The organism is Nocardia sp. AB354 (genome assembly GCF_049538315.1).
Classification (GTDB): Bacteria; Actinomycetota; Actinomycetes; order Mycobacteriales; family Mycobacteriaceae; genus Nocardia; species Nocardia nova.
This window is the reverse complement of the sequence record NZ_JBMVFU010000002.1, coordinates 32607-52981: the sequence shown is the minus strand read 5'-3', so window position 1 is coordinate 52981 and position 20375 is coordinate 32607. Positions and strand designations below refer to the sequence as shown.

Here is a 20375-nt window from a genome sequence, read left to right as displayed (position 1 = left end):
CGTCAACTCCTCTCCAGGGCGTCGAATTCGCCCTGCAGCAACTGGTTCCACATCACCCGCCGCCGCGGCTTACCGCTGGTGGTGCGCGCGATGAGTCCCCGGTCGCCGATGAACAACCGCAGCGACGTATCCGTTCCCAGCTGCCCGGCCAGGACCTGCCGCAGCCGCACAGCCTCGACCGGCTTGTCCTCGACCAGCACGGCGACGCGTGCGGCGCCGAAGGCGTTGCCGGCCAGCGCGACCACTCGGTTGGCGGGCACGCCGAAGGCCTCCACCACGGCCGCCTCGATGTCCTCGGCGTAGATCGTGCGGCCCCGCACCTTCACCGCGTCGCCGACCCGGCCGATCGGATACAGCTGCCCACCCACCAGCAGCCCCGCATCACCGGTCGCCAGAGCACCGTCCTCGGCACGCGACAGATCGCGGGTGCCCTCCGCCGTCTGGTATTCCCGGGCGACGCTCGGGCCACCGACGATCAATTCGCCCGGCGCTCCGGCATATTCGTCGGTCGCCGCGGTCCGCACCGTCACTCCGTCCAGCGGCGCGCCACACCCGACCAGCCACCGCCGGCCGTCCTCGAGCGGCGCCGACATCAGCTCGAACGGACCGTCCACGGCGCCGGTTTCGGGTGTCACCGCGGCGGCCTGCACCGGCTCCGACGGCCGTAGGCCGGAGACCGCGAGCGTGCCCTCGGCCAGCCCGTAGGCGGGACACGGTGTGCGCGAATCGAATCCGTAGGGCGCCAATCGCTCGGCGAATCCGCGCAGAATCGCCGGATCGATCCGTTCGGCGCCCACGATCATCACTCGCCAGGGATCGAAATCCATTCCGGCCAAGGCCTCGTCGGTCATCTTCCGCAGCAGATACGCCAGCGCGAAGTTCGGCGTCGCGGTGATCGTCGCGCCGTCGCGGCCGAAACAGGACAGCCACGACAACGGATCCCGAATGAAATCGATCGGCGTCATAGCCTGAATGTCCAGATTCAGAATGGTCGGCGTGATGATGCAGCCGATCAGGCCCATATCGTGATACGGCGGCAGCCAGGTGGCGATCCGGTCAGTCGGGCGAAACTCCAGCCACCGGTCGATCGCGGCGCAATTGGCCTCCAGATTCGCCACCGATACCCGGACCGCTTTGGGCGAACCACTACTGCCGGAGGTGAATTGGAGCAAACCGATGCGGTTCGGCGCACACCCCGGCAGTTCGGTCACGGCGGGAGTCGCATTCGACGTGCCGACAATCGTGACCCCGCCCACGGATTCGAGCACCGGATGAACCACTCCGGCGAGTTCCTCCGCCACGATGATCGCCGAGGGAGCGGCCGCGGCCAGCAATGCGGACAGTTGCTGCCGATACGCCGACTCGTTCTGCAGTGGTAGTGGCGGCGCCAGCGGATTGGGAGTGGCTCCCGCGGCCAGCACGCCGAAGAAATTCGTCATGAATCGTTCCGGGGCAGATTCCACGATGGAAACCACCGCACCCGGACGTACCCCGGCCTCGATACAGGCCGCGGCCACCCGCCGCACCTGTTCACTCAACCGGGGATAGGCGACGCGGCGCCAGTCGCCGTTGTCGGCGATGGTCCAGCCTCGTTCCTCGCCGTCGTAGGCCAGCCAGTCGAGCAATTCGGTCATGGCTGTTTCGCCCGCAGCGCGTCACACACCATCTGCTCGATATCGCCGACGGTCACCACATTCGTCGCACCGGAATCGCCGCCGGCGTCGATGCCGAAACGCACCTGCAGGCCGAGCGCGAGTTCGATCAGGGCCAGCGAGTCGTAGCCCAGCTGTTCGGCCAGCACATCATCGGAGGCCAATTCCGCCGAAGGCTGGGGGGCGTGCCGACGGACCAGTTCCCGTACCTGGTCGCGCACTTCATTTTCGTCCACGAAATGCTCCCGAGTTGTTTTTTTCATCGAACGAGGTACGTGATGGGATGTGATTCACCGTGCAGATCGGCATATTCTCCCGCGGCTGCCGCACAGGATTCCCGCCAATTCTCCGTGAGTTCCGAAATGGTGTCCGAAGGAATTCCGATCGACGTCATTCTCCGGCCGAGAGAACTCTCCGCGAATTCCCATTGCTCCTGAAGTATTTCGGCGCGTTTCCGCAACACCGGCACCAATCGCGGAAATGGATCACGCGTTTCCGGATCGACCAATGTTCGGGCGGCCGCCGGAATATGTTTGCGAATCATCGCGACAATATGGTCGCGCTGTCCGCCGCGCACTCCGTTGCGCAATGCCAGCACACCGAAGGAAATATGCCGCGATTCGTCGCGGGCGACATTCGTGATACCGGTCCGCAGAATGTCGAAGCGTGGCAGCGCCCGCACGGTTCCCAGCACGGTGTGCAGACCGGTCATCGCCACCGCACCCTCGACCAGCAGGTGGTAGACCACCACGCCCTCGTACCAGGCGGCGATGTCGCCCGGGTCCGCCCGCACCCGCTCGACCGCGTCCACGAGCGCCTTCTCGAACAGGTCACCCACCCGATCGACGCCACTGACCTGCGATAACTCCTCGTTGCCGAGGGTTTCCGAGAGAAAGGCGAGGTAGCGCCGGAAGAAGACGGTGTGGCGCGCCTCGTCGGCCAGCTGGGTGGCCAGGTACATCTTGTAGTCGACCTCGGGCGCGGCGTAGGCCAGCGGCGCCAAGGTCTCGGTCACGGTCGTCTCGCCGACCAGGAAGCGGGCCAGGGTGGCCAGCAGCGGCAACCGCGCGAAGGACGGCAGCCGGGTCCAGCCCTCGGCATCACGCTCGTATTCCAAGCTCTGCGCCTGCCATTGCTGCATTTCCCAGCGGCGATAGAGATCGAGCGCGGTTACCCGTTCGGCAAGATCGATCTCGATCTCGTCGATGACCGTTGAATTGTTCATCGCGATTTCTCGATCTGTTACGCGAGCAGGCCGGTGAAAATCGATAGCAGAGTGCTTTCATACACGTCGATCAACCCTTCCAACCGCCCAGCTACCCCACGCGCAGCGTCCTCACCTGCTGCGGCGTGTCAATACCCGTGACCACGCATCCGTACCGGAAGGATTAAATCCTTCGATCTTGTGGACAGCGATTCTGCACGGTGCCCGAGCTTACTCCGGAAATAGCTCGCGAGCCACTCGTAACGGGGAGATCACAGCGACAAAAGGTTACCTATGAATTTGCCGCCTTCTCGGCACTCCCGGTGAGTGGACACGGACGTTTCACATTCCGGCTGACAGCCCACCACACCCCACCTCCCCTATGCGATGCGGAGAGTTAGCCACGAGCGCCGATTCGTCCGGCCACAGCCGCGAAAAAACGCCAGGGCACACCGAAACGGCCGCCGCTCGCAGCTCCTGGCTACGATGCGGCGGCCGTCGACAACCGGCTCCCCGGCTCCTATTCGCCTGCGGCGCGGCGGATTTCACCACCCGCGGCCCGGTTCCGGGTGGCCCGGGCAGCGGCGGCGTCGAAGTGTTCCAGATGGTCGAACAGCGGGTCCTCGTCGTCGACGTCGAGCACCACCGCGCGCCGGCGCAGCGCGCGGGCGGCATCGCGATCCATCCCCGGACGACGCTCGGCCCGGACCCTTTCCTGCGCAACGGCTTCGGCGTTCTCGGCGGGGCGCTGCCGTGCTCCGGGCAGCCGTGCCGCGCGGCGGCGGCGGATGTCCTCCTCGAAGCGCACCTGCCGCCGCAGGTAGGCCAGATAGCCCCCGAAGGCCACCACCGAAAGCGCACACCCCCACCACAGGGTCGCGCTCACGGCGATCGCGAAGGCGCCGAAAAGCAGTGTGCTCAGGATCAATCCGAGTGCGGTGCGCTGCCGGAAGCGATACCGGGCCGCGCGCGCGATGGCGTCGGCCTCCGGATCGAACCCGCCGCGGCCACGCCGGGAGGGGACGAAATCGCGTACGGCCGATCCGGGTTCGCCGTCGGCGCCCTCGTCGAGATCATCGAGCTCGTCGTCCGGATCCACATCGCCGCGCCGGGCCGGAACAGCCGCGTTCGGTGCGGGTGGGATGCGGGCCATGCTCGCCTGCGGGCGATCCTCGGTCTCGGCGGCGGCCGGGACGTCGTCGGCCTCTCCACCTTCCTCGGCATCGTCCGGATCGTCGGCGCGAGCGTCTCCGGCGAGATCGCCGTCGCCGTCGCCGTCGCCGTCGACTTCGCCGAAGTCGTCGTGCTCGTCGCCCGGCTCGGCATCGACGGCGTCGCCGGGGGTTTCACGGGCGTGCTCCTCGCCCCCGTGGGCGCGACCGGGCGGATCACCGGCGCTCCGGTGTGCCCGCGTCACCTCCGATTCGGCGCGCTCGGGTGCGTTCCGGTCGTCCTCGATGACGGGCTCATCGGCCGATGTCGTCATCCGGTCCTCCGCATCATCGCCGTGGGAAAGCCTTTTCTGCCGAGGGGTCGGCACCCAGTCCGGATCGGTCTCATGCCCGGTGGCCGGCCCTTTCTTCGCACGTCGTCTGGTACCACCTCGATGCAGCACCCGGGTTGCCAGGGCCACGTCCGTGGTGCGGCGGATCCGCGGATGCCGATCGGCCAGCATCGGGAACAGCACGAAGACCCAGAGCACGACGAGCGCGATCCACAAGATCGAATTCGGCATCGCGCTCCCACCTCCGTCCCCGCCTGACCACTGTCCCTTCTCGACCGCTGGGCAGGTTCTCGCCACCTGTTTCGTCCTGGCACCGGACGCACCACCGACGTCCGTAGGTTAATGCGGCGTCACAGGAATATCCCGCAGGCGCGCCGCCCACACCTGCCCCACCCGTCACAAGGCGGTCATCACCAGGCCCGGGCGCGTCGCCGCCGGAAACGCCGCGCGACCGGGCCGCTCAGGGCGGCGTGGCACGACCCGAGCGGATGAGGCGATCGACGACCGTGCCGGACACCTCCTCGACGGTCATCGCGACCAGCAGATGGTCGCGCCACGCGCCGTCGACGTCCAGGTAACGCCGCAACGTGCCCTCCTCGCGGAAGCCCACATTGCGCAGTACCGCCTGGCTGGCCAGATTCTCCGGCCGCACCGTCGCCTCCACCCGGTGCAGGCCCACGGGCCCGAAGCAGTGGTCCAGTCCCATCGCCAGCGCGGCGGTGGCGACACCCTGGCCGCCGACGTCCTTGGCGACCCAGTAGCCGATCCAGGCCGAACGCAACGCACCCCGCACGATGTTGCCGATGGTCAGCTGGCCGCCGAAGGATCCGTCCACCTCGATCACCAACGGCACCATCGCCCCCCGGCGCGCCTCGGCCTTCAGGCTCGACCACAGCGAGGGCCAGTTGGAGGCGTGATTGCGCGCCTCCCAGCTACCCCGGCCGGTCGGCTCCCACGGCTCCAGATGTTCGCGGTCGCGCAGGCGGATTCGCGACCAGGCCGCCGCGTCCCGCAGCCGGATCGGGCGCAGGGTCACTCGCCCACCCGCGACTCGAACCGGACCGAGATGTGCGGGCCAGCCCGGATGCTGGGCGGCCCGGAATACGTTCATGTCCACAGATCACCCGCGCTGTGCGAGAAATGCGACCTGGACCTCGTCACCGGTGCGAATATCGGTGACCTCCGGGTCGATGACGATCAGGCTGTTGGCCTCGGCCAGGGTCGAGAGCAGATGCGACGAGCCGTTCACACCCAGCGGCTGCACCAGGTATTCACCGGTCTGCTCGTCGCGCATCAGTTGGGCGCGCAGGTAACCGCGGCGGCCCTCCATCGAGGTGATCGGCATGATCGTGCGGGCCCGCACCACGCGGCGCATCGGATGCCGGCGGCCCAGCGCGATCCGGATCAGCGGCCGCACCATGATCTCGAAAACGACCAGGGCGCCAACGGGATTCGACGGGAGGAGGAAGGTCGGCACCTCGTCGCGGCCGAGCCGGCCGAAGCCCTGTACCGAGCCCGGATGCATGGCCACCCGGTCGATCGTCAGTTCACCCAGCCCCTCCAGGGCCTCGCGGATCTGCTCGGAGGCCCAGCCGCCGACCGCACCCGCGATCACGACGACCTCCGAACGCACGAGCTGTCCCTCGACAACATCGCGCAGGCGCTTGGGATCGGCGCTGACGATGCCGACCCGATTCACGTCGGCGCCGGCGTCGCGGGCGGCGGCGGCGAGCGCGTAGGAGTTCACGTCGTAGACCTGTCCCGGGCCGGGCGTGCGATCGATGTCGACCAGCTCGCCACCGATCGAGATCACCGACAGCCGCGGCCGGGGATGCACCAGCACCTTGTCTCGGCCGACCGCCGCCAGCAGGCCGACCTGCGCCGCACCGATGATGGTGCCCGCCCGGACCGCGATATCGCCGGGTTGCACGTCGTCACCGATGCGCCGCACGTAATCACCGGAGCGAACCGGCTCGTAGATCTTGATCCGGGCCCGGCCACCGTCGGTGAAATCCAGCGGCAGCACGGCGTCGGCGAGGGTCGGCAGCGGCGCGCCGGTATCGATGCGCACCGATTGCCGCGGCTGCAGTCGGATCGGCTGGCGCGAACCGGCCGCGACCTCGCCGACCACCGGCAGCGTCAGCTCGATGGGATCGCCGTCCTCGGTGCGGATGTCGGCGCCGGCGCCCTGCACGTCCACGCTGCGCACGGCATAACCGTCGATGGCGGCCTGATCGAATCCGGGCAGCGGACGCTCGGTGACCACGTCCTCGGCACACAGCAGACCCTGAGCCTCGGAGATCGCGACCCGGACCGGCCGCGGGGCCACGGCCGCCGCGGTCACCTTGATCTGCTGGTCCTCAACCGAGCGCATGCCGCCCTTCCCCTTTACTCCGACTGATCACCCGGTCCCGCGGTGACGGGACCCGGCCGACCCCGTCGTCACGACGAGATCAGCTGCGGGTTCCAATCCGGAGCAAGCCGACGCTGCAACCACTCGCGCAAGGCGGGGCCGTATTCGTCTCGCTCCAAAGCGAAATCGACCGCAGCACGAAGATAACCGCCAGGGTTGCCGAGGTCGTGGCGCGACCCACGGTGGACAACGACATGTACCGGATGTCCCTCCGCGATCAGCAGCGATACGGCGTCGGTGAGCTGCAGCTCACCGCCCGCACCCGGCTCGATGCGGCGCAATGCGTCGAAGATCGCGCGATCGAGCAGATACCGGCCCGCGGCGGTGAAGGTCGACGGCGCCGCCTCGAGCGCCGGCTTCTCCACCATGCCGACCACACGCAGCACGTCGGGGTTCGTACTGTCGGTCACCGGCTCCACGTCGAAGACGCCGTAGGCGCTGACCTCCTGCTTCGGGACGTCGATCGCGCACAGCACCGTGCCGCCGCGTTTGCGGCGGACACGGCTCATCACGTCGAGGACGCCGCAGGGCAGCACCAGATCGTCGGGCAGCAGCACCGCGATGGCGTCCTCGTCGGGGTCGAGCGCCTGCTCGGCCTGGGCGACGGCATGGCCCAGCCCGAGGGGCTCGTCCTGCACCACCGAGGTCACATCGAGCAGGCCCGGAGCCTTGCGCACCTTCTCCAGCAGCTGGAACTTCCCGCGCTCGGCGAGCGTGCTCTCCAGCACCAGGTCCTCGACGAAGTGGGCGACGACCCCGTCCTTACCGGGCGAGGTCACGATGACCAGCCGCTCGGCGCCCGATCCGGCGGCCTCGGCGGCCACCAACTCGATACCGGGCGTGTCCACCACCGGCAGCAGCTCTTTCGGCACGGTCTTGGTCGCGGGCAGGAACCGTGTCCCGAGTCCGGCCGCGGGGACCACCGCGGTACGGAAGCAGGAACTCACGGCCTGCGTCGCGTCCGATCCGGCGTCAGCTGTCATAAGTGCACACCCTATCCATCGCTCTTGTCGTCGGACCGGCTCACCACCGGCACGGCATCTGGGAAGCCTAGGCGGCCGCGGCGGCGCCGTCGCACCGAAACGGTGCGGCAGCAACCCTGCCGAGGTCCGCCGCCGACCCCCGCTACTACCCGTCGGGGAACCGGCCGCAACCATGGTTTCACTGCGTTACCAGCGTGTTCGCGATACCGCGTCGGGTCAGCGATTCCCCGCCGAGGGCACCTGGAAACACGGGAGCGGGCAAACTCACCGTTCGCCCACCTAGGGTGAGCCTGTGGAGATCGCCGGTCAGCGGGACAAGGGGCGGTGGCGAGCGGAATTGCTGGCCGCCCGGGCGGCGGTGCCGCCGGAGGTCAGGGCCGCGGAGGCCGACGCCCTGGCCCGTTCCGTGACGCGGGTACTTGACATCGACCGGTCGCGTATCGATGGGTCCGGTGGCGAGCGGCGCCGCCCGGCGGGCGGATCCGGCTCTGGCGCTCCGGGCTCGGTGTGGGTGGCCGGGTATCTCCCGGTCGCGGGTGAACCCGGTTCGGTGGCGATGCTCGACGCGCTGCGGGCCGCGGGGGCTCGGGTGATGGTCCCCGTGACCGGACCGCCCGGACCACTGGACTGGGCGGAGTACACCGGAATCGAAGGGCTGCGGCGCGCCCGCTACGGCCTGCTCGAGCCCGAGGGACCGCCGCTGGGCGTGGCGGCGATCGAGTGGCCGGAGGTGATCGTGATACCCGCGCTCGCCGTCGATCGGCGCGGCGTGCGGCTGGGACGAGGCGCCGGCTACTACGACCGGACACTGCCCGCGGCACGACCGGACGCACGCCTGGTGGCCGTCGTCCGGGACTCGGAACTGCTGGATGTGTTGCCGGAGGAACCCCACGATCGGCGCATGGGCTGGGCTCTGCTGCCGGAGGCCGGGCTGTGCACGCTCGACGCGGACGATCGCCGGATCGACGTCCGCCCGGTGCCACGGTGAGAGCGAGACCACCGCACCGGCGCCCGACCGCACCGGCACCATGGGAATCAATACCGGATTGGCACTGTTGGCACTGTCGGCTGTAGAGTGCTAAAAGACGAAAACCGTGGAGGTTCGCAGGTGCCTACTTACTCGTATCAGTGCACGCAGTGTGGCGACAAGTTCGACATCGTGCAGTCGTTCTCCGATGACGCCCTGACCACCTGCGAGAAGTGCAACGGCAAGCTGCGCAAGCTGTTCAACTCGGTCGGCATCGTCTTCAAGGGCAGCGGCTTCTACCGCACCGACAGCCGCAACGGCTCCTCGTCGGCCAGCGAGCCCGCCGCGAAGTCGAGCGAATCCAAGTCGAGCGATTCGTCCGCCTCGAGCAGCTCGGCCGGCTCGTCGAGCAGCTCGGGTTCGTCGTCGAGCTCCTCGTCGACCAGCACCGCCGTCGCCTGACCCGGCCCACACCGGACGGCCACGGACCGCCCGGTCGGCCATTGTCTTCTGTTCGCGCCGGTCTCCGGTTGTCCACAGCCTCTTCGTTATCCACAGAGAAGTTTTGACCTGCTCTTTTCCGGGATGACCGAGCTGCTGCGGCCCCTACGGTGGCCGGTATGCGGACCTTGCGATTCGATCGTCTACGCCCCCTCGACGCCGATCTCGGCCGTGCTCGCGGCACCGAATTCCTGTCCCGGATACGGCCACCCTGGCTCGACGTGACGCTGATACGGCGACTGTCGGCGGTCGGACTGGCCGCCGCCGCGGCCGTCGTCGCCCTGCGCGGCGACCCCGCCGGGCATCGCACGCCGGTCGTCGTCGCGGCGCGGGATGTGGCGCCCGGACAGGTGCTGTCCCCCGAGGATCTGCGCCGCGCGAACCTGCCACCCGGCGCGATACCGGACGGCGCCGTCACCGATCCCGCGAAACTGCTCGGCGCGACCTCCACGGGCGCCGTGCACGCCGGGGAAATACTGACCGATCTCCGGATCGTCGGCCCGCGGCTGGCAGCCGCGGCGACCGGTGTGCCGAATGCCCGGATCGTGCCGATGCGATTGGCGGACAACGCCATTGCCGATATTCTTCGGCCCGGCGACCGGGTGGACGTGGTCGCCGCGGAAGAGACCGGCGGCCACGGCGATCCGGATACGGTTGCGCCACGGGGGCGTTCACCGTCCGCGCACACCCTCGCCACCGATGCCGCGGTCGTCTTGATCTCCGGCGCCGCCGACGCGGGCTCCCGGACCCGCGCCGCCCCCGAACGAATCGTGCTGCTGGCACTCGATCCGGGCCATGCAACCACCGTCGCGGCCGCCTCGTTGCAGACGGCGCTGACCGTGGTGTTTCACTGATGTTCGCTGTGTTCGCCAAGCATTTGCCGTAACTGTCCGTTAGCATCCCGAGTACCTCATTCGATAGCGGAAAGCGATCGCATCGGATGCCACGACCAGACCGAACGGCGAGGCGGGGGCACGCCGGATGAGACAGGAGCCGCAATGCTGAAGGGTTTCAGGGATTTCCTGCTCCGTGGGAACGTGATCGATCTGGCGGTTGCGGTGGTCATCGGTACCGCGTTCACCGCGGTCGTCACCGCCATCGTGAACGGAATCGTCAATCCCCTCTTGGAATTGTTCGGCGGCGCGAACGAACACGGCTGGGGCTTCTATCTGGATTCCAGTAAGCCGTCCACGTTCATCGCACTCGGCCCGATCGTCACCGCCGTGGTCAACTTCATTCTGATCGCGGCGATCTTGTACTTCATCCTGATCCTGCCGGCGGGCCGCCTGATGAAGCGATTCGGCACCGAGAAGGAAGCGGTGATGACCGAGGTCGCACTGCTCGCCGAGATCCGCGATCTGCTCTCGGAGAGCAGCAAGAGCGCCGGCGGCCGGCACGAGTTCTGAGATCGAATCCGCAGGCCGCCAGGGGTATCCGGCTCGGGCTCAGCCCAGGCTGAACGGCTCGCCCCACAGCGTCACCCATGAGATGACGTTGTCGGTCTCGACCTCGACGCTGACGAATGCGCGCGCCTGCGCGTCACCGCCACATCCGGTCAGGCCGATGGTTTCGTCGGACCAGGCCACCGAACCGCTGTCACCCCGGAACTTGTTGCGGGGCTTGTGCACATCCTGGCCGACGTCGTCCTTCTCCTCGATGTCGAGGACATAGAACGACTTCGCCTGGCCCGGCGCGAGAATCAGGTTGCCGCCGACATTTCCGCCGGCATCCGGCTTGGCGTTCTCGCCGTCGCTCCAGTCCATGCTCGCGCCGGGACCGCCGTCGACGCCGACACCGGAGATGTCGACCTGGCAGCCCACGGTGTACCCGGGGTAGATGCTGCCGCCCACGACGGTCGTGTCGCCGGACAGTTCGACACGGGCGTTACCCGAGACCCGGGCAGTGCGGTGCACCGCCGGGACAACGATCGCCGGATCGATGGTCGCGGATTCGCCGTCCAGCCGGACATGCACCACGGTGCCGTCGGACAGCGTCTTGGACAGGTCGCCGCCGGGCAGCGGGACGAAGGTGCCGGCGTTGGCGGCGCCGGTGGAGAACAGGCCGAGCGCGGCGGTCGCCACGGCACCGATGCCGGCGATGCGCGCACCCCAGACCCGACCGTTCGTATTCATATTTCTCTCATCAGCTTCTTGCGGTCGGCCGCGATGAACGTCGAGATTCACGGCTGCCGACAGGGGACGGTGACATGCCTCGGCATCCGAGACACCGCAAAGTCCGATTATCCGTGATGTGGCGGGACCTGCGCGCGCAGCCAGTCGTCCCCGGAGCGGGGCAACTCACCGTCGGGGGCGCGCTCGTCGCTGCTGGTGCGCGGCAGCGCCTCGCCGAAGATCCGCGCCAGGCGCGCGGACTCGGCGGCCGAGCGGGTGCGCCCCTTCGCCGGGCGTTCCGCCGATTGCGAATCGTCCGGGCGCTGCGCCCCCGCCGGCCGGTCGGTCATACCGCGATTATTCCGCCAATCCGGACAGTTCGTCGACGACCCGGCTCACGAGCGGACCGAGCGTGGCCATGCCGTCGCGAACGGCGTCGCGCGTGCCGGGCAGGTTGACGACCAGGGTGCTGCCCGAGACGCCGGCCAGACCACGGGACAGACCGGCGTCGAGCGAACCGGCCGCGAGTCCGGAGGCGCGCAGGGCCTCGCTGATTCCGGGCAGTTCGCGATCGAGCACCTCCAGGGTCGCCTCCGGGGTGACATCCCGCGGCGACATACCGGTGCCGCCCACGGAGATCACCAGGTCGACCCCGCCGATGACGGCGGTGTTGAGGGCATTGCGAATCTCGATCTCGTCACCCGCCACCGACACCGTGGCATCCACGAGGAAGCCGAATTCGGTGAGCAATTCGGTCACCAGCGGGCCCAGCGAGTCCACTCCGCCGTGCGCGGTTCGATCGTCGACGACCACAACAAGTGCCCGGCCCGCCACGGGAGCATCGATTTCCATATTGCTCACCGTAGCGTCCGTGGGCGACAACCACTCCGGTCCCCCGGGCTCGTCGGCGTCGGGTGTCGGAAGCACTGTCAAAGGACGCGGTTCACGGATCATCGGCCACCCTCCGCCGGTGCGGCGCCGAGGGTCACCTCGACGGTTTTCGGATTCTGTCCCTGTGGATCGGTGTAGGTGACCTTTACCTTGTCACCTGGTTGGTGCGACCGCACGGCGGCGATCAGCGAATTGCCCGAGTCGATGACCTGATCGTCGACGCGGGTGACGATCGCGCCCGACGGGATGCCCGCCTTGGCGGCCGGACCGTCGGGTGTCACGTCCAGGACCCGGGCGCCGTTGACGTCGTCCTGCGCGCGCACCGAGATCCCGATCTGAGCATAGGTGGCGTGACCGGACTTGGTCAGTTCGTCGGCCACGCGACGGGCCTGATCGACCGGAATCGCGAAGCCCAGGCCGATCGATCCGCTCTGCGAACCGGGCATCTCGGAGGCGCCGAGTGTGGCGATCGCGGTGTTGATGCCGATCAGCTTGCCGTTCGTATCGACCAGCGCGCCACCGGAATTACCGGGGTTGATCGCGGCGTCGGTCTGGATCGCGGAGATGACCGTGCCCTGTGAGCCGGCCTCACCACTGGTCGACACCGGGCGGCTGAGCGCCGACACGATCCCGGTGGTGACGGTTCCGGCCAGGCCCAGCGGCGAGCCGACCGCCACCACGGGCTGGCCGACCATCAAATTGCGCGAGGTGCCCAGTTCGATCGGCGTCAGGTTGGTCTTACCTGCCGCCTTGATGACAGCCAGATCCGACACCGGGTCGACACCGACGACCGAAGCATTGGCGGTACTGCCGTCCTGGAAGGCGACCTCCATCTTCGCGTTGGGACCGGCACCGCTGGCGACATGGTTGTTGGTGAGGATCAGCCCGTCCGAGGACAGCACCACACCCGAGCCCTCGCCCTCCGCGCGGGCGCCCGCGACGCGGATCATCACCACGCTGGGGAGGACCTTCTGCGCGACCGCGGGGACGGATCCGGGCGGCGCGCTCGCCGAGGCCGGATCGACCGGAGCGGGCGCGTTCAGGGCATTGTTGACCGGCGCGTTGTTGTCCGAGCGCGTGGCGAGGGTGCCGACCGCACCGCCGATACCACCCGCGACGAGCGCCAGCACGACGGCGCCGGCGAGCAGCCCCGCCCGGCCGCGGCGGCGAGGTGTCCCGGCGTGGACACCGGTGGGACCGGCACCGGGGGGATACGGTTCACCCGCACGATATTCGCCGGTGGCGGCATAGGGCGTACCGGAGGGGTACGAGCCGGGCTGCTGATAGCCCTGGCCCGAGGTGTGGCCCGGCGCGGCGTACGGGTTGTACGGCGGCATCGGCGCGGTGTGCGCGGGCTGTTCCTGCGGTCCCCCACTCGGACCCGCCGGTCCCGGCGACTGCGCACCGGCTTCGGCACCACCGGCCTGCGACGACGGCCCTGCCCACTGTGACGGTTGCCCCCACCCGCGCGACGCGTTTCCGGCATCGCCCTCCGGCGAAGCGGGCTCCGCCCCACTCGACGGCGACGTCGGCTCGGGCCCTCCCGACTGGGGAGTCGAACCGGTCGGCTCGTCGCGCCTGTCCCTCGAATCCTCGGTCATATTTCTCGTTTCTCCTCGAGTCTGTCGCCCAGCCTGGTGACAGCGACTGAGAGCGGACTGAGACCGTGCTTTCAGTTCTCCGTGACTCCCTGCCGTATCCGGCCGCCGCAGCCGGGTTTCCGCGGGACGGTACGCATGCGTGCCAGTTTATGGGGCCGCCCCACGCGCGCCCATCGATTCCGGATCGCCGCTGATCACTCCCGGCGGTCGGCGGCGGTCGGCGGTTCGCCGGGAAGGACGATGCGCACCAGCGTGCCACCGCGTTCGGAGGTGTCCACGGTGATCGTGCCGCCGTGCTTGGACACCACCTGCTTCACGATGGCCAGCCCCAGTCCGGATCCGGGCATCGATCGCGACGCCGTGGTGCGGTAGAAGCGTTCGAAGACCAGTTCCCGTTCCTCCGGCGGAATGCCCGGCCCGGCATCGTCGATCGCGATTTCCATGAGCCCCGGCCCGGTTTCGCGCATGGTCAGGACGACCTGCGCCTCCGGCGGACTCCACTTCGCCGCGTTGTCGAGCACGTTGAGGATGGCCCGCTCGAGTCCGGCGTCGTGGCCGTAGACGAACCACGGCCGCAGCTGCGCCGAGAATTCGACGTCCACCCGCCGCCGCCGCACCCGTTCCAGCGCGCGCTCGGCGACTTCGCCGAGATCGACCCGCTCGTAGACGGTTTCGGGCGCATCCTCGCGAGCCAGGTCCACCAGGTCACCGACCAGCGTGGACAACTCCTCGATCTGGGCGATCACATCCGCGCGCAGGCCGGCCATATCCTCCTCGGGAATCGGCGGTGCGTCCGGGCGCGAGGAGGCGATGAGCAGTTCCATATTGGTGCGCAGCGAGGTCAGCGGCGTACGCAGTTCGTGTCCGGCGTCGGCGACCAGCCGCCGTTGCCGGTCGCGAGATTCGGCGAGCGCCCGCAACATCAGATTGAAACTCTCGGTGAGCCGCGCCAGTTCGTCGTCACCGGTGACCGGAATCGGCGCCAGATCGTCGGTGCGCGCGACGCGTTCGGTGGCCGCGGTCAATCGCGCGATGGGCCGCAGCCCCGTCCGCCCGACCGTCGCACCGGCGGCCCCGGCGACCAGCACGCCGCAGCCGCCGATCGTGAACAGCAGCCACGCGAGCCGGTCGAGCACTTCGCGGGTGGGCTCCAGCGACCGCGAAATAACCAGTGTCGCACCGGATTTCGTGCGCCGGGCGAGTACGCGCTGATTGTTCGCGGTCCGCAGCGAGACATCGGCCTTTCCGTGCGCCACCGCCATCTCGGCCGGGCCGATCGGCGGATCCATCGGTTGCGGCGGGGCATAGGGCACATCGACGTCGGGATAGATCAGCGCGATGCCGATATCGTTGGAGTACAGGCTGCTGAACATGATGATCGCCTGGAAGCCCTGTAGGTCGATGTTGTTCTTGACCATCACCTCCGAGCGGCTGCGCAACTGACTGTCCACATCGGCGTACAGGGCGCGGGCGACCAGTGCGTAGGCGGCGATCGAGGTCACCGCGACGGCGATCGCCACCACCGAGGCGGCCAGCAGGGTCACCCGCCAGCGCAGCGACACCGAGCGGGTCAGCGGCATCGGCGGGCGCATCTCGTGCGGATCGGGGCGCGGCCCCAGCCGAGCCACACGATCGGGGCGGCCGCCGTGCCCGGGATGAGCTCTTGCCACGACGACCCGGCCTACGGAGGAGTCTCGCGCAGCACGTAACCCACCCCGCGCACGGTGTGGATCAATCGCGGCTCCCCCTCGGCCTCGGTTTTGCGGCGCAGATAGCCGATATAGACCTCGAGCGCATTACCGGAGGTCGGAAAGTCGTAGCCCCAGACCTCTTCCAGAATGCGGCTGCGCGTCAGCACCCGGCGCGGATTCGCCATCAGCATTTCCAGCAGCGAGAATTCGGTGCGGGTCAGGCTGATGGCGCGCTCCCCGCGCGATACCTCGCGCGTCACCGGATCCAGGGACAGATCCGCGAAACGCATCGTCTCCGAGGAATCGGTGGCCGCGTCGGGGGCGGTGCGGCGCAACAGCGCGCGCAAACGCGCCAGCAATTCCTCGAGCGCGAACGGTTTGGGCAGATAGTCGTCGGCGCCGGCGTCGAGGCCGGCCACTCGCTCCGATACCGAATCCCGGGCGGTCAGCACGAGAATCGGCAGATCGTCACCGGTGCTGCGCAGGCGGCGGCATACCTCCAGGCCGTCCAGCCGCGGCATCATCACATCGAGCACCAATGCATCGGGCCGGGACGCGCTGACCTTCTCCAAGGCGTCGACGCCGTCGACCGCCAGCTCGACGGAATATCCATTGAAGGTGAGCGACCGGCGCAGCGACTCGCGCACCGCGCGATCATCGTCGACTACCAGAATGCGCATGGCCTCCAGTTTGACCGGATCGACTGAGAGCCGACTGAGAACCGACCATTCGACACGCCGCGCATCCACAACAGGTGACCTGCGGAATCATCGAAAATAGTTCCGAGAAGTATCTGTTGCACACGAAAGTTGTTGCGCCGAGCCGTTTTAGACCGTTGTCGCCGGACCCCTCCAAATTGCCGCGAACGTGTTCTCGCGGTATGTTGCCTGCGGTAAAAGTAAACCTCTAGTTGGTTCTCAACCCGTTGGACCCGAACGGCCAGACGCGGGCGGCGGCCGGAACCCGGGGCACGTGCGCGAGCGGAGGCGACGGAAGCGGGATGGGCACTGCACCGCGGCCATGGCAGAGGAGTCTGTCCAATCTGTCCGTGACTAGCAAGGTCGGCATCGTGCTACTGCTGCCGGTCGTGCTGGCATCGGCATTCGCCGTTCTTCGAATCAAGGACGAACTCGGCACCATCTCACAGCTGAACACGGCCAGTGAGCAGGCGCGGATCATTCGGCCGACCCTCGACTTCGGTTCGGCGGCCAACAATCTCGCCGTGACCCTCGGCAACGGCGAACACGTTCCGCAGTCGGCGCTGGACCAGGCCGCGGCCCGGTTCGACCAGGCCGCGGCGGATCTGCAGACGGCGCTGCAGAATTCGGCGACCGACAAGCGGGTCGCCACCGAACTCACCGAGGCGCTGGCGGCCGGGCGCACGTTGCGCAACAGCCTGCACGGCGGCGCGCCGCAGGAGGTCGTCAAACAGGCGAGCGAGGTGAACGGCCACGTCAGCAACGCCGTCTCGTCCCTGGCGACGCCGAAGGAGACGACCCTCGAGCGCTATTACGTGCAGATGGGTGTCATCGCCATCGCCCGCCAGATGTTCACGCAGCAGCAGCTGGCCCTCGAGAGCGGTGAGATCGGCAACAACCCGGCCGTACTGGCCCAGGTCCTGACCGCCACCGGCGCCGAACTCACCATGATCAACCAGTACGCGGTCGTGCAGCCGGAATCGGCGCTGAAGCCGGATGTGCTGCTGGGCGCGCTGCAGACGCGTATCGCGGCGATGAGTCAGAACGCGGTCGAGCCGATCAACGTGCCCGGTGTCGTGCAGTCGATGCAGACCAGTACCGACACCTACAATGAGGCCACCAACCATCTGGTCGACCTGATCGACTCCGGACTGTCGGACCGCTCGGTCGACGCGCGCGGCACGGTCCTGCGCGATGTGGCGCTGGTGGTCGTGACCCTGCTGGCCGGTCTGGCCCTGGCGCTGGCGGTCGCCCGCTCGCTGGTCGTCCCGATTCGCCGCCTGCGCCGCGATTCGCTGCAGGTCGCGCATACCGACCTGCCCGCCGAGCTCGCGGTCGTGCGCGGCGGCGGCGCGACTCCGGAGATCGTCCCGGTCGACGTGCAGACCACCGAGGAGATCGGTCAGCTGGCCCGAGCGGTCGACGACATGCACCGCCAGGCGCTGTTCCTCGCCGCCGAACAGGCCCGCCTGCGCCTGCAGATCAGCAACATGTTCGAAACGCTCTCGCGGCGTAGCCAATCGCTGGTCGAACAGCAGCTGTCGCTGATCGAGGATCTGGAACGCGACGAGGACGACTCCGATCGGCTGCAGAGCCTGTTCCGCCTCGACCACCTCGCCACCCGCATGCGCCGAAACGGCGACAACCTGCTGGTGCTCGCCGGTACCGCGTTGCGCCGCGGCCATCTGCCGCCGGTACCGCTGTCGGACATGCTGTGGAGTGCGGTCTCCCAGGTCGAGGACTATCAGCGCGTCGAAATCGGTTCGGTGCCCGACGGTATCGTCGCCGGTGAGCCCGCCGTCGACATCGAGCATCTGCTGGCCGAGCTGATCGACAACTCGCTGCGCTACTCGCCGCCGAACACGCCGGTGGCGGTCTCGGTGTCGCGCGCGGTGGACGGCGGATATCTGATCGAGATCACCGACCGCGGCCTCGGCATGTCCGCCGAGGATATGCGCGCGATCAACGAGCGCCTGGCCTCCGGTGGTGAGGTCACCATCGAAACCGCGCGCCGCATGGGTCTTTTCGTGGTCGGACGGCTGGCGGCACGGCACACCATCACGGTCGGCCTGCGCCGCACCTCCACGATGGCACAGCAGCCGGGCATCACGGCCAGCGTGCATCTACCGGGTGCGCTGGTCTCGCCCGCGGAGGCCGTGGTCCCGCCGGCCATCTCGACCTTCACCACGCCGATCGCGGACTTCCCCTCCCCGGTCACCGAGTTCCCCGCTCCGGGCCGCACTCTCACCGCGGTGCCGAATCCGCCGGAGCGGTTCGGGGACAGTTCGGAGCCGGCCCGATTCACCAGCGCCGGACTGCCGCAGCGACGCCCGGCCGGTCAGTCGGACTCCGAAACCGCGGCCCCGGTCACCCGGCTCACCCCGCTGCCCGATGTCGCGGAGACCGACAACCGAGCGGCGGAACCCGTCGACGACGGCGTACTACGCGGTGCCGAGACCGGACGTGAGGACGTTTTCCACGACGACCGCGCCGAGGAGCCTCCCCGCGACGAGCGCGCTGAGGCCGAGGAGCCCGAAACCGCGGGCCGCGGCGAAAGTTTCGCTCCGGCCTCCGATCCGTGGAACCCGGTGACCGACCGCGACCTGGAACAGATCGCGCCGCCCCGGCGTCCCGCCCCGGCCGATCCGCGGCCGCAGCCGCAGCCGCAGCCCATCGATATCTGGGCCGAAACGGCGATCATGGCCCCGGCGCAGCGCGCTCCGGACCGCGAACCGGTGCCGCTGTCCCGCCACGGCGCGACCCTCGCGCCACCCCGGCCCGACGCCTACCAGCACGATGCCCACCAGCAGGATGCTCAGGCGCCGGCCAAACCGGAATCCCCCACGCCGATCTATCAGCGCATGGTGTCGGAATGGCTGGTCGAACCGTCCTCGAACGCGCCGACCGGCGCCTGGTCGTCTCCCGCCGACGAGGGCTGGGCGGCGGCAGCGGACGCCAGCAGCCCGACCGCGACCACCCGTACCTCGGGTGGCCTGCCCATCCGCCGGCCCGGTGCGCAGCTGGTGCCCGGCGGACTGACGCAGGAGGATGTCGTCGAGGCTCGGGATCCGGAGGAAATCCGCAACAACTTGTCCAGGCATTTGAGCGGCGTCCGCAGCGGCCGCGTCAGCGTCCGAGACAACACGGCCCAGTACGACCCGGCCGATACGGCCGGCTACGACCCGGCCGGGCGGAACAACGCTCAGCAGAACGACGGAGGCTTTGCATGACCGACACTGCGCAGAACACCACAGACGAGAATATGAACTGGCTCGTCACCCGCTTCACCAGAGAGGTGCCTGGAGTCTCGCACGCGGTGCTCGTGTCGGCCGACGGCCTGCTCCAGGCGACCAGCCCGCATCTCCCGTCCGATCGCGCCGAACAGCTCTCCGCGGTGACCGCCGGTCTGGCGAGTCTGTCGGCGGGGGCGGCGCAATTGTTCAACGGCGGCAAGGTGATGCAGTCGATCGTCGACATGCAGCGCGGCTACCTGCTGGTGATGAGCGTCGGCAACGGCTCGCACCTGGCGGTGCTGGCCAACAAGCAGCACGACATCGGCCGCATCGGTTACGAGATGGCCCTGCTCGTCGATCGAGTCGGATCGGTCGTGCAAGCCACGGCCCGTTCGGCGGTCTGACGATTGCGATGTCCAGCTCGTTCGGAGCCGGGTCCGGCCGGCCAACCACACGCGTCCGTCCTTATGCGCTGACCGCTGGGCGTACCGAGCCCGCGGTCGAACTGCCCCTCGAGGCCGTCGTGGAAACACTGCCCTACGCCAATCAATTCGATTGGCCCGCAGGCGATATTCGAACAGATATTCTGCGTCTGGGCGCGGGTCGGCTCTCGGTCGCCGAAATCGCCGCCCATCTGCAACGTCCCCTGGGCATGATCCGGGTGGTGATCGGCGACCTCGTGGTGGCCGGAACCCTCCGGGTGCACACCACGCTCAGCGAGGACGCCAGTTTCGACGAGCGGCGATCCCTGATGGAGAGGACCCTGCGTGGACTCCGTGCCCTTTGACACCGCGGCACCGCCCCAGAACGCCGCGGCGCCCTCGACTGCCGAGCGTTATCCGCCGCTACCGCAGACGAATTCTTCGCAGATCGCTCAGCCCGGAGCCAATTCCCCCGGCTCACACCCACAACCGCCGCTTCCATAC

The 20375-nt window shown here is 68.5% G+C and carries 20 protein-coding genes; 7 read left to right on the top strand and 13 right to left on the bottom strand.

Features of this window, described 5'->3' with window-relative positions; all coding sequences use genetic code 11:
* Window positions 1-2 precede the first annotated feature (2 nt).
* The 7 genes from ACPCUW_RS02780 to ACPCUW_RS02750 form a co-directional block, all read right to left on the bottom strand.
* Window positions 3-1634 (bottom strand): AMP-binding protein, encoded by a 1632-nt coding sequence (locus tag ACPCUW_RS02780; protein ID WP_423423572.1) that lies wholly within the window; start codon window positions 1632-1634, stop codon window positions 3-5.
* Window positions 1631-1888 carry an acyl carrier protein gene (locus ACPCUW_RS02775; RefSeq protein ID WP_030515113.1) on the bottom strand — a complete coding sequence of 86 codons (258 nt, stop codon included), beginning with the start codon at window positions 1886-1888 and terminating at the stop codon, window positions 1631-1633. Before ACPCUW_RS02775 ends, ACPCUW_RS02780 begins: the two co-directional genes overlap by 4 nt.
* 23 nt (window positions 1889-1911) lie before the next feature.
* A complete protein-coding gene (locus ACPCUW_RS02770; RefSeq protein WP_423423571.1) occupies window positions 1912-2877 on the bottom strand; it encodes a hypothetical protein in 966 nt (321 codons plus the stop codon).
* Between the two features lie 499 nt (window positions 2878-3376).
* Window positions 3377-4591, bottom strand: coding sequence for a gephyrin-like molybdotransferase receptor GlpR (glpR, locus tag ACPCUW_RS02765; RefSeq protein ID WP_423423570.1), 1215 nt, complete (start codon window positions 4589-4591; stop codon window positions 3377-3379).
* 229 nt (window positions 4592-4820) lie between these two features.
* Complete coding sequence (locus tag ACPCUW_RS02760) at window positions 4821-5471, bottom strand: GNAT family N-acetyltransferase (protein WP_030515110.1); 651 nt, start codon at window positions 5469-5471, stop codon at window positions 4821-4823.
* Window positions 5472-5480: 9 nt separating this feature from the next.
* Window positions 5481-6734, bottom strand: coding sequence for a gephyrin-like molybdotransferase Glp (gene glp, locus ACPCUW_RS02755; protein ID WP_030515109.1), 1254 nt, complete (start codon window positions 6732-6734; stop codon window positions 5481-5483).
* A 68-nt stretch (window positions 6735-6802) separates the two neighbouring features.
* Window positions 6803-7756: a UTP--glucose-1-phosphate uridylyltransferase gene (locus ACPCUW_RS02750; protein WP_423423569.1), complete on the bottom strand. Its 954-nt coding sequence runs from the start codon at window positions 7754-7756 to the stop codon at window positions 6803-6805.
* A 292-nt stretch (window positions 7757-8048) separates the two neighbouring features.
* Here ACPCUW_RS02750 and ACPCUW_RS02745 point away from each other — a divergent pair, with 292 nt between their 5' ends.
* From ACPCUW_RS02745 to mscL, 4 genes are all read left to right on the top strand, one after another.
* The gene (locus tag ACPCUW_RS02745) at window positions 8049-8744 is read left to right on the top strand and encodes a 5-formyltetrahydrofolate cyclo-ligase (protein ID WP_423423568.1); all 696 of its coding nucleotides are present in this window, start codon (window positions 8049-8051) and stop codon (window positions 8742-8744) included.
* Window positions 8745-8864: 120 nt separating this feature from the next.
* On the top strand, window positions 8865-9185 hold the full coding sequence (locus ACPCUW_RS02740; RefSeq protein ID WP_081879444.1) for an FmdB family zinc ribbon protein: 321 nt from the start codon (window positions 8865-8867) through the stop codon (window positions 9183-9185).
* A gap of 158 nt (window positions 9186-9343) precedes the next feature.
* A complete protein-coding gene (gene cpaB, locus ACPCUW_RS02735) occupies window positions 9344-10078 on the top strand; it encodes a Flp pilus assembly protein CpaB (RefSeq protein ID WP_423423567.1) in 735 nt (244 codons plus the stop codon).
* A 144-nt stretch (window positions 10079-10222) separates the two neighbouring features.
* Complete coding sequence (gene mscL, locus ACPCUW_RS02730) at window positions 10223-10630, top strand: large conductance mechanosensitive channel protein MscL (protein ID WP_063023710.1); 408 nt, start codon at window positions 10223-10225, stop codon at window positions 10628-10630.
* Between the two features lie 39 nt (window positions 10631-10669).
* On the opposite strand, the gene ACPCUW_RS02725 is transcribed toward mscL, so the two are convergent.
* From ACPCUW_RS02725 to ACPCUW_RS02700, 6 genes are all read right to left on the bottom strand, one after another.
* Entirely contained in the window at window positions 10670-11356 is a 687-nt protein-coding gene (locus ACPCUW_RS02725) for an MspA family porin (RefSeq protein ID WP_423423566.1), read from the bottom strand.
* A gap of 107 nt (window positions 11357-11463) precedes the next feature.
* Window positions 11464-11685, bottom strand: coding sequence for a hypothetical protein (locus ACPCUW_RS02720; RefSeq protein ID WP_030515103.1), 222 nt, complete (start codon window positions 11683-11685; stop codon window positions 11464-11466).
* A 7-nt stretch (window positions 11686-11692) separates the two neighbouring features.
* Entirely contained in the window at window positions 11693-12187 is a 495-nt protein-coding gene (locus ACPCUW_RS02715; protein ID WP_081879443.1) for a MogA/MoaB family molybdenum cofactor biosynthesis protein, read from the bottom strand.
* A 98-nt stretch (window positions 12188-12285) separates the two neighbouring features.
* Entirely contained in the window at window positions 12286-13563 is a 1278-nt protein-coding gene (locus ACPCUW_RS02710; protein WP_423423565.1) for a S1C family serine protease, read from the bottom strand.
* Window positions 13564-14021: 458 nt separating this feature from the next.
* A complete protein-coding gene (locus ACPCUW_RS02705; RefSeq protein WP_082857009.1) occupies window positions 14022-15419 on the bottom strand; it encodes a sensor histidine kinase in 1398 nt (465 codons plus the stop codon).
* Window positions 15420-15508: 89 nt separating this feature from the next.
* Window positions 15509-16198 (bottom strand): response regulator transcription factor, encoded by a 690-nt coding sequence (locus ACPCUW_RS02700; protein WP_030515099.1) that lies wholly within the window; start codon window positions 16196-16198, stop codon window positions 15509-15511.
* A 368-nt stretch (window positions 16199-16566) separates the two neighbouring features.
* Here ACPCUW_RS02700 and ACPCUW_RS02695 point away from each other — a divergent pair, with 368 nt between their 5' ends.
* The 3 genes from ACPCUW_RS02695 to ACPCUW_RS02685 are packed head-to-tail and all read left to right on the top strand — an operon-like array spanning window position 16567 to window position 20236.
* Window positions 16567-19446, top strand: a complete 2880-nt coding sequence (locus ACPCUW_RS02695; protein WP_423423564.1) for an ATP-binding protein — start codon at window positions 16567-16569, stop codon at window positions 19444-19446.
* A complete protein-coding gene (locus tag ACPCUW_RS02690) occupies window positions 19443-19853 on the top strand; it encodes a roadblock/LC7 domain-containing protein (RefSeq protein ID WP_174554973.1) in 411 nt (136 codons plus the stop codon). Before ACPCUW_RS02695 ends, ACPCUW_RS02690 begins: the two co-directional genes overlap by 4 nt.
* An 8-nt stretch (window positions 19854-19861) precedes the next feature.
* Window positions 19862-20236 (top strand): DUF742 domain-containing protein, encoded by a 375-nt coding sequence (locus ACPCUW_RS02685; protein ID WP_030515096.1) that lies wholly within the window; start codon window positions 19862-19864, stop codon window positions 20234-20236.
* The last annotated feature ends 139 nt before the right edge of the window (window positions 20237-20375 follow it).

Coding starts and splice junctions, on each gene's coding strand:
- ACPCUW_RS02780 (WP_423423572.1), bottom strand. CDS start 1,634: ATGACCGAATTGCTCGACTGGCTGGCCTACGACGGCGAGGAACGAGGC.
- ACPCUW_RS02770 (WP_423423571.1), bottom strand. CDS start 2,877: ATGAACAATTCAACGGTCATCGACGAGATCGAGATCGATCTTGCCGAA.
- glpR (WP_423423570.1), bottom strand. CDS start 4,591: ATGCCGAATTCGATCTTGTGGATCGCGCTCGTCGTGCTCTGGGTCTTC.
- ACPCUW_RS02760 (WP_030515110.1), bottom strand. CDS start 5,471: ATGAACGTATTCCGGGCCGCCCAGCATCCGGGCTGGCCCGCACATCTC.
- glp (WP_030515109.1), bottom strand. CDS start 6,734: ATGCGCTCGGTTGAGGACCAGCAGATCAAGGTGACCGCGGCGGCCGTG.
- ACPCUW_RS02750 (WP_423423569.1), bottom strand. CDS start 7,756: ATGACAGCTGACGCCGGATCGGACGCGACGCAGGCCGTGAGTTCCTGC.
- cpaB (WP_423423567.1), top strand. CDS start 9,344: ATGCGGACCTTGCGATTCGATCGTCTACGCCCCCTCGACGCCGATCTC.
- mscL (WP_063023710.1), top strand. CDS start 10,223: ATGCTGAAGGGTTTCAGGGATTTCCTGCTCCGTGGGAACGTGATCGAT.
- ACPCUW_RS02725 (WP_423423566.1), bottom strand. CDS start 11,356: ATGAATACGAACGGTCGGGTCTGGGGTGCGCGCATCGCCGGCATCGGT.
- ACPCUW_RS02720 (WP_030515103.1), bottom strand. CDS start 11,685: ATGACCGACCGGCCGGCGGGGGCGCAGCGCCCGGACGATTCGCAATCG.
- ACPCUW_RS02715 (WP_081879443.1), bottom strand. CDS start 12,187: ATGGAAATCGATGCTCCCGTGGCGGGCCGGGCACTTGTTGTGGTCGTC.
- ACPCUW_RS02710 (WP_423423565.1), bottom strand. CDS start 13,563: ATGCCGCCGTACAACCCGTACGCCGCGCCGGGCCACACCTCGGGCCAG.
- ACPCUW_RS02705 (WP_082857009.1), bottom strand. CDS start 15,419: ATGCGCCCGCCGATGCCGCTGACCCGCTCGGTGTCGCTGCGCTGGCGG.
- ACPCUW_RS02700 (WP_030515099.1), bottom strand. CDS start 16,198: ATGCGCATTCTGGTAGTCGACGATGATCGCGCGGTGCGCGAGTCGCTG.
- ACPCUW_RS02690 (WP_174554973.1), top strand. CDS start 19,443: ATGACCGACACTGCGCAGAACACCACAGACGAGAATATGAACTGGCTC.
- ACPCUW_RS02685 (WP_030515096.1), top strand. CDS start 19,862: ATGTCCAGCTCGTTCGGAGCCGGGTCCGGCCGGCCAACCACACGCGTC.